Origin of the sequence: Vibrio sp. 10N.261.51.C6 (assembly GCF_041471785.1) — a bacterium.
Lineage (GTDB): Bacteria > Pseudomonadota > Gammaproteobacteria > Enterobacterales > Vibrionaceae > Vibrio > Vibrio crassostreae_C.
The window spans coordinates 1-12,599 of record NZ_JBFRPB010000010.1; the positions used below are offsets into that span (position 1 = coordinate 1).

11 protein-coding genes are annotated in these 12,599 nt (G+C 44.1%); 3 read left to right on the forward strand and 8 right to left on the reverse strand.

Annotation, left to right across the window (positions count from 1 at the left end; translation table 11 throughout):
• Positions 1 to 93: 93 nt before the first annotated feature.
• From AB4375_RS02240 to AB4375_RS02260, 5 genes are all read right to left on the reverse strand, one after another.
• Complete coding sequence (locus AB4375_RS02240; RefSeq protein ID WP_017065265.1) at positions 94 to 1,107, reverse strand: manganese-dependent inorganic pyrophosphatase; 1,014 nt, start codon at positions 1,105 to 1,107, stop codon at positions 94 to 96.
• 439 nt (positions 1,108 to 1,546) lie between these two features.
• Positions 1,547 to 1,972, reverse strand: a complete 426-nt coding sequence (locus AB4375_RS02245; RefSeq protein ID WP_017068116.1) for a septal ring lytic transglycosylase RlpA family protein — start codon at positions 1,970 to 1,972, stop codon at positions 1,547 to 1,549.
• 335 nt (positions 1,973 to 2,307) lie between these two features.
• Positions 2,308 to 2,799: a VOC family protein gene (locus AB4375_RS02250; RefSeq protein ID WP_102393691.1), complete on the reverse strand. Its 492-nt coding sequence runs from the start codon at positions 2,797 to 2,799 to the stop codon at positions 2,308 to 2,310.
• Positions 2,800 to 3,045: 246 nt separating this feature from the next.
• The gene (locus AB4375_RS02255) at positions 3,046 to 4,422 is read right to left on the reverse strand and encodes a uracil-xanthine permease family protein (protein WP_017069628.1); all 1,377 of its coding nucleotides are present in this window, start codon (positions 4,420 to 4,422) and stop codon (positions 3,046 to 3,048) included.
• Between the two features lie 307 nt (positions 4,423 to 4,729).
• The gene (locus AB4375_RS02260; RefSeq protein ID WP_008220945.1) at positions 4,730 to 5,221 is read right to left on the reverse strand and encodes a VOC family protein; all 492 of its coding nucleotides are present in this window, start codon (positions 5,219 to 5,221) and stop codon (positions 4,730 to 4,732) included.
• A 485-nt stretch (positions 5,222 to 5,706) separates the two neighbouring features.
• Between AB4375_RS02260 and ahpC the strand changes: the two genes are divergently transcribed.
• Both ahpC and ahpF read left to right on the forward strand, forming a co-directional pair.
• A complete protein-coding gene (gene ahpC / locus AB4375_RS02265; RefSeq protein ID WP_016798107.1) occupies positions 5,707 to 6,264 on the forward strand; it encodes an alkyl hydroperoxide reductase subunit C in 558 nt (185 codons plus the stop codon).
• 198 nt (positions 6,265 to 6,462) lie between these two features.
• A complete protein-coding gene (gene ahpF / locus AB4375_RS02270; RefSeq protein ID WP_102320539.1) occupies positions 6,463 to 8,055 on the forward strand; it encodes an alkyl hydroperoxide reductase subunit F in 1,593 nt (530 codons plus the stop codon).
• A 136-nt stretch (positions 8,056 to 8,191) separates the two neighbouring features.
• Here ahpF and AB4375_RS02275 read toward each other — a convergent pair whose 3' ends face one another.
• Positions 8,192 to 8,791: a LysE family translocator gene (locus tag AB4375_RS02275; protein ID WP_017071831.1), complete on the reverse strand. Its 600-nt coding sequence runs from the start codon at positions 8,789 to 8,791 to the stop codon at positions 8,192 to 8,194.
• Positions 8,792 to 8,913: 122 nt separating this feature from the next.
• On the opposite strand from AB4375_RS02275, the gene AB4375_RS02280 reads away from it, so the two are divergent.
• Complete coding sequence (locus AB4375_RS02280) at positions 8,914 to 9,399, forward strand: Lrp/AsnC family transcriptional regulator (protein ID WP_017065258.1); 486 nt, start codon at positions 8,914 to 8,916, stop codon at positions 9,397 to 9,399.
• A 99-nt stretch (positions 9,400 to 9,498) separates the two neighbouring features.
• Here the strand turns inward: AB4375_RS02280 and AB4375_RS02285 are convergent, their stop codons facing one another.
• Positions 9,499 to 10,869, reverse strand: coding sequence for an L-serine ammonia-lyase (locus AB4375_RS02285; protein ID WP_017065257.1), 1,371 nt, complete (start codon positions 10,867 to 10,869; stop codon positions 9,499 to 9,501).
• A 26-nt stretch (positions 10,870 to 10,895) separates the two neighbouring features.
• Positions 10,896 to 12,437 (reverse strand): sodium:solute symporter family transporter, encoded by a 1,542-nt coding sequence (locus AB4375_RS02290; protein ID WP_017065256.1) that lies wholly within the window; start codon positions 12,435 to 12,437, stop codon positions 10,896 to 10,898.
• Between the last annotated feature and the right edge of the window lie 162 nt (positions 12,438 to 12,599).

A 12,599-nucleotide genomic window follows, 5' to 3' on the forward strand; every position in this document is an offset into this window, starting at 1 on the left:
AGGTGCCGTCTATCCGACAAATCCCATTTAGACGCCCAATAATTAAAAAAGGGATTGGTATTTCTACCAATCCCCTCCAAACTCTCTTTCTACTTACAAGCTCTCAATTGCCTTTTGAACCGCAGGGCCAATCTGGCGCTTACGTGAAGTGACACCTTCCAAAGTCAGCATGTCACTTGTTGGTTCAGCGTTGAAAGCCGATTTGATGACTTGATAGTCGCTTTCATCCACCCACAATAAGTTCGCTTCTTTGTTCTTGGTATCTGTGATTGAAAAGAACAGATGGTCTAGCCCGTTCTCTTTTTTGTAAGTCTTCATTGCTGCTAGAAGATCGTCTTTACGGTCAATCAGTTGTTGAGCCATTAGTGTTTCAGCAACACCGATACCCACCTGTTTGCCACCGTACTTAAAGTTTTTGTAATCCAGCGTCAGAATGGTTTCAGAAGAAAGATGACTGAGATCAGACTTAGCAATCAGCATCTGTTGGCCGAAATCTTCGATATCTGAAATACCTGCAACTTTTGCAAGTTTCTCTGCGTACTCACGATCATGCTCAGTTGTGGTTGATGATTGGAATACCACAGTATCAGAAAGGATTGCGCCTAAACCGACACAAGCAAGGTGCTTAGGTAGGGTCACATCCAACTTTTCAGCGTTGTCAGCAAGAATAGTGGCAGCCGATCCCCAGCCTCGAATATCCATCTCGACAATTTGTGGTGTATTAATCGGTGAGCCACCAATTGCATGATGATCAACCACAGCAACAATAGATGCTTGGTCGATAGTTGGCGCTAGCTGAGTGACTTGGTTGAAATCCACCAGCCCTACTCGGTATGAAGAGTAATCTGTCTCTACGCGTGGTGATTCAGCATTGCAGTAATTCAAGATGAAGGTGGATTCTGGATTAATCGGCTCTGGTACTGTCGCTGTACCGCCATAGATATGAGCCGCGAGCATAGCAGACATTACCGTGTCGCTGTCTGGGCTTAGGTGCCCTGTCCATACGAGATCTTCACTGTTTTCATTGGCAGATTGTTGCAAGCTAAAAGCAAAACTTGCTGAACTGAAAGACATAATTACGGCTGCAACGACAGGGGTTAGCTTCACGGGTATTTCCTTATTTAAATGCGATATAGAAGCCCATAAGCTAAACACCAAAAATTTCAGAACCGTGTAACTAATATTTCAGTTTTACTTCAGTAAGTAACTAAATGTAATTGCCCTTAGGCTTTCACTGTTAATCACACCAAAGCTCAACTTGGATTAGGTTAGCTTTTCATTATTTCACAATGAATTTCAATGAACCCTAATGATAAGAAAGCTAAGACACTGATTTATTGACCACATAACATCATCAACCCACATACTAGAAATGAGATAATCTTATTAAAATGAATTATCGAAAGGCACAAAAAGGCTACTAAGTAGCCTTATTGAGTAAGCGTAAATGAGCTATTGATTCACCGATATCGAGATTCTGTTTCTCCCCTTCCCCACTACAGTAAGGGATCGGAGATGTAAACCAAGGGGAGGTTATGAGGGGATTCTAGTGTTTGTATCGAAAAGTGTTGCTGTCATCAATAATCTCAATTTTGACTTTTACTACGCCTTTCTTAACGTCACCAATTTGAGAAAATGCTTTGTGGGAAAGGTCAATCACTCGGCCTTTTACGTAAGGGCCCCGGTCGTTAATTTTGACATCGACTGACTTGTTATTGGCTGTATTGGTCACTCTCACGATAGTCCCAAATGGCAAGGTTTTGTGAGCGGCTGTATAGGCGTTTTTATTATACGTTTCACCACTTGCCGTCAGTTTTCCATGGAATTTATCGCCATACCAAGAAGCCACTCCCACAAGCGCATGTGAATTGGCATAGCCCTTTGTTTTTGAAGTATCGACGGCCGCATGTGACGAGCATCCGGCAAGCAAAGTAATAAGAAAAGCGGCAAAGATAAGGTTTAGTTTTTTCATGCTATTTCAGTAGATCTTCTTCATGTAATGTTTATCTATTTTCATTGTAGTGCGGTTCAGCAGTATTGAACTGAGTATTATGAGTTCTCAGCGAAGGCTATCACTAGTGTGATTCCGCAATGTTTTCATGAAGCACGCTCGCTTCAGTCATATTCATGAAAGGTTTTATCTTCAAAACGTCAACTTTAACAATGCCTTAAAGTTGTTGATTTATTAACCACCACCACATGATGGAGCACTTAAAAAGCACACAAACAAAAAAAGGATTGGTATCTCTACCAATCCTCTTTAGGGGGTGTTTCGGTTTATCTACCTTATGGAAGGTAGTAACGCGATTACTCGTAATCAGTCGCGTACGTGTCTTCGTATGTGTGCGAGTAGAACTCGAACAGGTTGCCAAACGGGTCTTCTAGGTAAACCATTTGTGCTTGTTTTAGTTCGTCTTCTGGGTGGTAAGGCATGATGTCCATACGAACCTTACCGCCAAACTCTTCAACACGCTTAATCGCTGAATGAAACTGCTCTTTTGGAAGTTGCAGACAGAAGTGGAAGATACCTAAGCGAGAGAAATCAACTTCGTGACGCTCTTGACGCTCTTTCATTTCGAACAGCTCAACACCGATGCCATCAGATGTTACTAGGTGAGCAATGTTGAAACCTTTAAAGCCTTCACCAAATACTGCAATACACATGCGGCCGATTGCTGATTCGCGCTCTTCCATCACTTTAGTGTTGTTCATTACGATTCTTAGACCTAGCGCTTTTGTGTAAAACTCGACTGCTTTGTCCATGTCGCCAACCATGATGCCTACGTGATTCATTTTCATAACTTTCTCCAAATTCTCTTTAATTCTGTATTTTTCGAAGACTCGCTTCGGTGTTTCGTTTCGATGGAGAGAGTATATGGAGATACGACGATTAACTGAAATTATCATAATTTATATTAATGATAATTTTATGTTATTTACCAAGTTAAGTGAGATGCCAACACGTCACACAATAAGTTAAAGTTGAGAGCCACATATGTCATGTGGCTCTAGTTAAACATACTTAGTTCAGCACGAAGAAGCCCGTTACGCTTTACTGGTCTGTACGACGTTCGAAATCTGCTTGGCTTTTGTTTCAGGCACCAAAGACATCAACCCGGTAGTCACAAGCGCGGCAATACCAGACATGGTTACAGGTGAGCCAAATATGCTTTGCACTAGCTTGGGCGCTTCTTTCAATAAATCCGGCACTAGCATCACCCCAAGCCCTAAGCCTAGTGAGATGGCAATCGTCATAATTCTGCGGCGATCCAGTTTTTCATTGGCGATGATTTTGATGCCCGCCGCAGCAACCGTACCGAACATCACTAATGTCCCCCCGCCCAATACTGGCTTTGGAATCGTCATTAAAACCGCACCTAAGATGGGAAATAACCCTAACAGAAAAAGAATCGCGGCAATGAAGTAGCCGATGTAGCGACTCGCGATCCCCGTAAAATGGATCACACCGTTGTTCTGGCTGAAAGTCGTGTTCGGAAAAGTATTGAATACCGCTGCGATGAGCGAGTTCACACCGTCACCTAGCACGCCAGCCTTGAGTCGATTGATGTATTTTGGCCCCTTAACTGGCTGCCCTGAGAACATACTGTTGGCGGTAAGGTCACCCGTGGTTTCAATAACGGTAATCAAGTAAATAAAAGCGATAGGCAGGAAGGCTTGCCAATCAAAAGCGAAGCCATATTTAAATGGGATAGGAATACTCAATAGCGGTTGAGAAGCAAAAGAAACCATAGACGCTTTACCCATCAAAATGGCAACGCCCCAGCCAACTACCAACCCAACTAAAATCGACGACAGCCTAACCATATTATTGTTACTCAGGTTAAGCACGACTATGGTTCCGAGGACGATGGCACCCAACATCAGATTGCTTCCAGAGCCAAAATCTTCGGCGCCAACGCCACCCGCAATATCAGTAACACCGACTTTAATCAAAGAGATACCTATCGTCGTGATAACGATTCCAGTCACAACGGGCGTGATAACGACTTTGAGCTTTTCGATAAAGCGCGATAGTACGATTTCAACAAATGCACCAAAGAAGCAGACACCGAAAATGGTAGCGAGCATTTCATCTGGCCCACCTCCATTCGCTTTAACCAGAAAACCTGCACCTAATACAGATCCCAAGAACGCAAAGCTGGTTCCTTGGACACAGATCATCCCTGCGCCAACTGGCCCTATTTTTCTCGCTTGAATGAAGGTACCGACCCCAGACACCATGAGTGCCATGCTGATCAGATAAGGAATGTGCTCACCCAACCCAAGCACACCGCCAATAATGAGTGTGGGCGTGATAATACCAACGAAACTGGCTAATACATGCTGCAACGCTGCGTAACTGGCAGCTCTGACTGATGGTCGATCGTCTAATCCGTAGATCAATTCACTGTTCTGTTCCATGTGACTTCCTTTATGTATTTTTTATTGTATACAATTTACATAAAGACAATAGAGCAACATATATGCCAATGGTTTAACATCATACTTATCAATCAGTTAAGTTTCATCTCTAGCCAATGCTGCACTATAGAGCAACACAGTCGGCTTGTTTTAGTGCAACGAAGAACACACAAAGCACTCGTTTGCTCTAGTTTACTCGTTACCTCTAACCAAATACCGCAGACACAAAAAAAGGATTGGTATCTCTACCAATCCTCTTTAGGGGGTGTTTCGGTTTTTCTACCTTACGACAGGTAGATGGCGTCTATTACTCGTAATCAGTCGCGTACGTATCTTCGTATGAGTGAGAGTAGAACTCGAATAGGTTGCCAAACGGGTCTTCTAGATAAACCATTTGTGCTTGTTTTAGTTCGTCTTCTGGGTGGTAACGGTGAATGTCCATACGTACCTTACCGCCAAACTCTTCAACGCGCTTAATAGCTGAATGAAACTGCTCTTTTGGAAGCTGTAGACAGAAGTGGAAAATGCCTAAGCGAGAGAAATCAACATTATGACGCTCTTCACGGTCAACCATTTCGAACAGTTCAACACCGATACCATCAGATGTTACTAGGTGTGCGATGTTGAAGCCTTTGAAGCCTTCACCAAATACAGCAATACACATACGGCCGATTGCTGATTCACGCTCTTCCATCACTTTAGTGTTGTTCATTACGATTCTTAGACCTAGCGCTTTCGTGTAAAACTCTACTGCTTGGTCCATGTCGCCTACCATGATGCCTACGTGATTCATTTTCATAACTTTCTCCAATTCGTTTTTTATTCTGTGCTTTTCGAAGTCTAACTTCGGTATTTCGTTTCGATGAAGAGAGTATAGGGAGAAACTATGATTAACTGAAATTATCATAAATTATATTAATGATAATTTTTCGTTATCTGCAAATTAGTAGGAGATCTCAGCTCACTTAAAGAAACACTGTCTACATCAATGTTCACGCTATACATAAATGTTCTCGCTATACATAGATGCTCAAACTGTAAATAGGCGCTCTACGGTAATAGAGACAAACCTAATATAGAGAACAACCTAAAGAGCATAGCTACTGAAATTAGGTATTGCCGACCTTTGATAGCTTTTGTCGATAGCTTTCTCCTTTCAAAGATAGAAATCACCTATTGAATCTATAGAAATGTCCGATTTCACTAATTTTCGGTGGCAATGCAATATATCTACATCGACGCGGGATAGCGTTAAACACTATAAATTAGAAAGAGAGTCAAATCATGATCAACACAGAAATCAAACCATTCAACGCAACAGCATTCAAAAACGGCGAATTCGTAGAAATCACTGAGCAAGACGTTAAAGGCAAGTGGGCTGTATTCTTCTTCTACCCAGCAGACTTCACGTTTGTATGTCCAACTGAGCTAGTTGACCTACAAGACAAATACGCAGAGCTTCAATCTCGCGGCGTAGAAGTTTACTCAGTATCAACTGACACTCACTTCTCTCACAAAGCATGGCACGATACTTCTGACAAAATCGGCACTATCGAATACTTCATGGTAGGCGACCAAACTGGCAACATCACAAATAACTTCAACGTTATGCGTGAAGGTCAAGGCCTTGCAGACCGTGCAACGTTCCTAATCGACCCTGAAGGCGTTATCCAAGCAATGGAAATCACAGCTGAAGGCATCGGCCGTGACGCAGAAGACCTACTACGCAAGGTTAAAGCAGCACAATACGTAGCCGCTAACCCAGGTGAAGTTTGCCCAGCTAAATGGAAAGAAGGCGAAGAGACTCTAGCTCCATCTCTAGACCTAGTAGGCAAGATTTAATCTAAGCCTAGCTAACAAGAATAGCTAAACGGTTCTACAGGCGCGCTTCGGCCCCCCTCCTAAAGGGCAGTCGCGCGCCACCCTTTCAAAACATCAACACCACAATATTTGCCGACTTGCGCCCCCTTTTTATTTTCCTTTTTCAGCAAGAAGGTATTGGTCAATACCAAGACACAGAATTTAAGAGCAGGCACGATTATGTTAGATCAAGCAATGAAGCAGCAGCTAAAAGCATACCTAGAAAACCTAAAAACCAATGTTCAGTTAGTGCTTAGCCTGGATGGCAGCGACACCGCGAACAAACTTCAAGATCTGGCGAATGACATCTCGTCTTTAACCGATAAAATTGAAGTGACTCGCGATGACAGCGCAAGCACTCGCAGCCCTATCATGCAGGTAGTGAACCAAGAGAAAGGCACCGCGATCGGTTTTGCCGGTTTGCCAATGGGTCACGAATTTACGTCACTGGTTCTAGCACTGCTTCATAGTGGTGGTCACCCTATCAAGCTTGAAGCGGACGTAATCGAGCAAATTAAAGAACTCGATCAAGAGCTTAATGTAGAGATTTTTATCTCGCTCTCATGCCAAAACTGTCCAGAAGTGGTTCAAGCCTTCAATATGATGTCGGCGATTAATCCTCTGGTTAAGACAACGATGATCGACGGCGCAGCATTCCAAGATGAAGTGAAGTCTCGCGACATCATGGCAGTACCAAGTGTATTCGTTAATGGTGAGCTATTTGGTCAAGGCCGTATGTCACTGGCTGAAATCCTTAACAAGGTTGATTCAGGCGCAGCGGAAAAGAAAGCAGCAAACCTAAACCAACAAGCACCGTTTGATGTATTGGTTGTCGGCGGCGGCCCTGCAGGTTCTTCAGCGGCAATTTATGCTGCACGTAAAGGCATTCGTACTGGTGTGGTTGCTGACCGATTCGGCGGCCAAGTGATGGACACCATGGCGATTGAGAACTTTATCTCAGTGAAAGCAACCACCGGCCCTAAATTAGTGGCAAGCCTTGAAGAGCACGTAAAAGAGTACGGTGTTGAAGTAATGACTGAGCAGCGCGCTGCAAACATCATTGCGGCAGAAGACACTGAAGACGGTTACATCCACGTTGAGCTAGAGAGCGGCGCAACACTACGAGCTCGCACGGTTATCACAAGTACAGGTGCTCGCTGGCGTGAAATGAACGTTCCGGGCGAGCAAGAGTACCGCAACAAAGGTGTTGCTTACTGCCCACACTGTGACGGTCCATTGTTCAAAGGCAAAAAAACAGCGGTTATCGGTGGCGGTAACTCAGGTATTGAAGCGGCTATCGACCTAGCAGGTATCGTGGAACACGTAACTGTGCTTGAGTTTGCGAACACACTGCGCGCTGACCAAGTACTTATCGACAAAGCGAACGCAACGCCAAACATCGAAATCATCAAGATGGCACAAACAACGCAAGTGATTGGTGATGGCAACCGTGTAACCGGTCTGGAATACAAAGACCGCAACACCGATGAACTTAAACAGATTGAACTCGCAGGTATCTTTGTTCAAATCGGCCTGATGCCAAACAGCGAATGGTTGAAGGGTTCGAAAGTTGAGCTCTCACCACGCGGTGAAATTGAAATTAACGCTCATGGCGCAACATCAATGAAAGGTGTGTTCGCAGCGGGTGACGTGACAACCGTACCTTACAAACAGATCATCATTGCGATGGGTGAAGGTGCGAAAGCAAGCTTAGGTGCATTTGACCACCTAATCCGTAACTCAGCTCCAGTTAAAGAGGCTGAAACCGCTTAACCTTTACACTGAAAAGCTTAAAGCTTTTAACTCAAGTTCCTTAAATATTTGTTAACTTAATTCTTTACTGTTAACGACTTAGTCGACATTTAGACGCCACTCCTATGGATTTAGGAGTGGTTTTTTTCTTTGTGATTTACGCCGGTTGATAAAGCATAAAGGCAACCACCATCGCTAAGCTTCCGCCCAAGCAACGGTTCACAAACATCATCTGTTTTGGTGATTGCAGTAGCTTTTTAAGCATGGTGCCGCAATACGCCCACACCAACATGCACGGTACACCGGTAATCACCATACCCGCGATAATGGTCACGACTTGAATCAAGTAATCTGCATTCGGAGTGATGAACTGCGAAAACACGGTTAATGACGCTATCCAACCTTTAGGATTTAACACCTGCACCAACACACCCGACACAAAGCCTGAACGATTGTCGGTGGTGCTTTCTTCGATTTGCATATTCGCAATCGACCACGCCATGAACAGCAAATAAGCCGCACCCGCGTATTTCAAAATGCTGTATAGCTCTGGGTAAAGGGTAAATAGGCTCACCAAACCGACACTAGAACCCGCCAGTACGATGATGATGCCAACAGCGTTCCCAGAGATAAAAGGTAAAGTCGCAGCAAATCCATAACGACTTGAAATACCAAGTAATGCGATATTGCCTGCCCCAGGGGTAATTGCAATTGATGTTGAAAATAGCAAGAACGCCAGCATTAATTGAGAGCTCATTTCCTCTCACTCCTAATAAGTAAAGTATTTATAGGGAGAGAGTTTACAGATTCGACTAGGAATTAAATTGCTATATAGGCTAATATTAATCCAAATCTGAGCAAGACTTTTCTAAAATATCCATGAAACAGAAAGAATCCACCAAAGAAGTGTTAGATGACACAGATATCGCCATCTTAGAACATATCCAACAAGACGGACGCATGAGCAACAGCAAGCTCGCAGAGAAGGTCAACCTCAGCGAAACCCCATGCTGGCGTCGTTGGAAACGCATGGAAGAAACTGGCTATATCGATGGTTACGCCGCTAAGCTGAATCGTAAGAAATTAGGCTTTCATGTGGCTGGTTTTACCCTTGTAACACTAGGCAATCATGAAGTTGAAAACACAGAACCGTTCGAAGAGTTTGTCGCGGTAACCGATTGGATTCCAATGTGTCACTGCATTGCAGGCGGCGCCGATTACATGGTGCAAGTGTTGGCGAAAGATTTAGAAGAGTACTTTGAGCGTATTAGCTCGATCAGAAGAGTCAAAGGCGTGAGCGCGATTCAGTCGAACATCTCAGTAAAAGAGTTGAAAAACAGCTATCGATTACCGCTTTCAGATTAGCTCCCTAAAACACATAAAACAAAAAGCCCAGCCGCGATAGATTTCCAAAGTCTAAGGCTCTGGGCTTAACGTTATTATTTACTGGGTTAACTGGCTTAGCTATTCACAAGGATGAGCTAGATGGATCAAGGCTAAACCACCGAGTGATGTTTCACGATATTTCTTGTTCATGTCTTTACCGGTTTGGTACATGGTTGCGATGACCTTATCGAGTGAGATCAAAGACTTGCTGTTTCGCTTCAATGCCATGCGAGATGCATTAATTGCCTTCATCGCACCCATCGCATTTCGCTCGATACACGGCACTTGAACCAAGCCGCCAATTGGGTCACAAGTCATACCCAATGAGTGTTCCATCGCGATTTCCGCCGCAATACAGATCTGCTCATTGCTGCCACCGCGTAGTGCCGTTAATCCCGCAGCCGCCATAGAGGATGATACGCCTACCTCACCTTGGCATCCTACTTCCGCACCAGAGATCGAAGCGTTAGTTTTGTACAGAATACCAATCGCGCCCGATACCGCTAAGAAATCTTTTAACTGCTTAGTATCCAACTCTTTAATGAAGCGATGGTAGTACATCAACACAGCAGGAATAACGCCCGCCGCACCATTGGTTGGTGATGTTACCACTTGGCCACCAGCCGCATTTTCTTCGCTAACCGCAAACGCAAACAAGTTAATCCAATCCATGATTTCCATTGGGTCGTTTTCAACCGCCGCATTCGCTTCTAACTTTTTCAGTAGGTTAGGCGCACGACGAGTTACGTTCAAACCACCATCAAGAATGCCTTCGGTTTCAAAGCCACGCTCCATACAACGACTCATCACTCGCCAGATTTGATCCGCTTTCTCTGAAATAATGTCAGCGCCTTCGAACTCCGCTTCATTTTTTAGAATCATACCACCGAGGCTCATCCCACTATTGTCAGCTTGTTGAAGCATTTCATCGGCGTTTTTGAACGGGAAAGGAACTTCTACCGCTTGGGTTTGAGTACCATTTTGCAGTTCATCAGCAGTTGCGATAAAACCGCCGCCAATCGAATAATAAGTTTCATCGACAATCACGTTGCCACTCTGGTCAAACGCAGTAATCATCATGCCATTTTCATGCAGAGGCAGATTGTCTTTGTGGAACAACATGTCGGTTTCGTAGTTGAAGGCAATGTGCTTGGTGCCCGCTAAATCCATCTCACCACTGTCTACGGCATGACGCATTGCTTGGTTTGCGCTGGTGATTTTGATGGTGTCTGGTTTATTGCCGAGTAGCCCCAATATTGTAGCTCTGTCGGTGTGGTGACCTATGCCAGTCAATGACAAAGAACCGTATAAATCCACCTGAATACGCGTCACTTCTGCGATTTTATCAGCGATTAATTGTGTGAAATGGAAACCCGCAATCATTGGGCCGTTGGTGTGAGAGCTCGATGGCCCAACACCAATTTTGTAGATATCAAAGATCGATAACATAGATATACCAGTAAAAAATCGGTCAATTAAGAAAGAGCGGCATAAAGCCAATCAGGGATAACAGTACAAGCAGCAATCGTCACAACAGCGAACACCAACAAGCCATAATGACTCGCGGTAGGCTTTGCAAACAAATGCTTTTGCTTTTCTATAAATTCATTTTGTTGCTCGGTTACCTCTCCCCAGAAGCGGCTCACAACAACACCTAACACTAAGAAAACCACAGTGCCAATCAAGGCAAACCAAGGCCAAGCTATTCCGCTGTATTTGGCGATGAATACGACGGCCACACTGCCAATACTGCCCGCAATTACGCCTTTCTCGTTTGCTTGTTTGAAGAACAAACCCAAGATGAAAGAGCCAAGGCGAATACCAACAAAAATAGAGGTTAAGCTCGCAATCGTTTTAAGCACTGATTCATTAGAAACAGCCAGTAACGCAGGCACAACAACCGACGCTGCAGCAACCAGGCTCATTTTTCTAGCCACTGATTCATAGTGCGCGTCAGAGGCTTGCTTACGGAAGAAGCGCTTATAAAAATCGAACGTTGCGACCGTCGCCATAGAGTTATAAGTGGAATCCAATGTCGACATTGCCGCTGCCGAAAGTGCTGAGATCACCAAACCAACAATGATTGGGTTGGTATGGTTAAACACAAAATCGAGAATCACTTCGTTGCTGTTTTCAAAACTGCTGTCTTGATAAAAGACACTTAACAGCACCCCCATCACAGCAAAGAACAGATAAACAAAAAATGCGCCGTAGCCACAAAGCAACATCGATTTTTGCGCTGTTTTAACACACTTAGTCGCCAATGTTCTTTGAATAATCAGTTGGTTAGTACCATACACACTCAGGTGCAAGAAGCTCACAGCCACTACGCCGGCCCACAATGTGGTATCGACGCCTAAGTCAAAATCGAGATTGATGATATTCAAATGTTCAGGAGACAACATCTCGCCCGCATCGATTTTCATCAGCAATAAAACAAATATCGCAATGCTGCCGATAATCAACACTGCTGACTGAAGCATGTCAGTCCAGATTACAGTCGAGATACCACCCGCATAGGTATACAACGCAGTAAATACGCTGATGTAGATGATCGCCTCAGAGATACTCACTGGCAGCACTTGCACTAAGATCAGGGCTACCGCATACAGAATAACCCCTGCCGAAATACACTGAACCACAATGAACACGATGGAATTGATCGTGCGAGCAACAACGCCAAAGCGGTGCTCTAGGTATTCGTAAATCGAGGTTAGGCCGAGCTTGTAAAACACCGGAACAAAGAAAAGCACAGTGAAAAAGATCACTATTGGATAGTTCAAATGTACGCTCATCGCTTCCATGCCTGAGCTATAAACCCAGCCCGGCATGCCAACGAACGTCATTGCGCTGATGTAGGTTGCAAGAATCGACACACCTGCCGTAAACCAACCAAACTGTTTTCCACCAGTCGAAAAGTCGCCACCGACGCTATAGCGCCTATTAACTAAGTAGCTGATAAACAAAGTAGTTAGCACATAAAGAGCAATAACCACAAAACTTGAGTACGTAACCATTTTTAGATTCCGTTTATTGTATGTCGCAATTAATTCGCTGCCAATAGTACTCAAAAATGGATGTTTTCCCTCAAAAACCCACAATAAGTGTGACTATTATCACTAAGATAGACGATTAAACACTCAAACCACCCCACAAAGCACAAAAACCCAGTTAAAAGA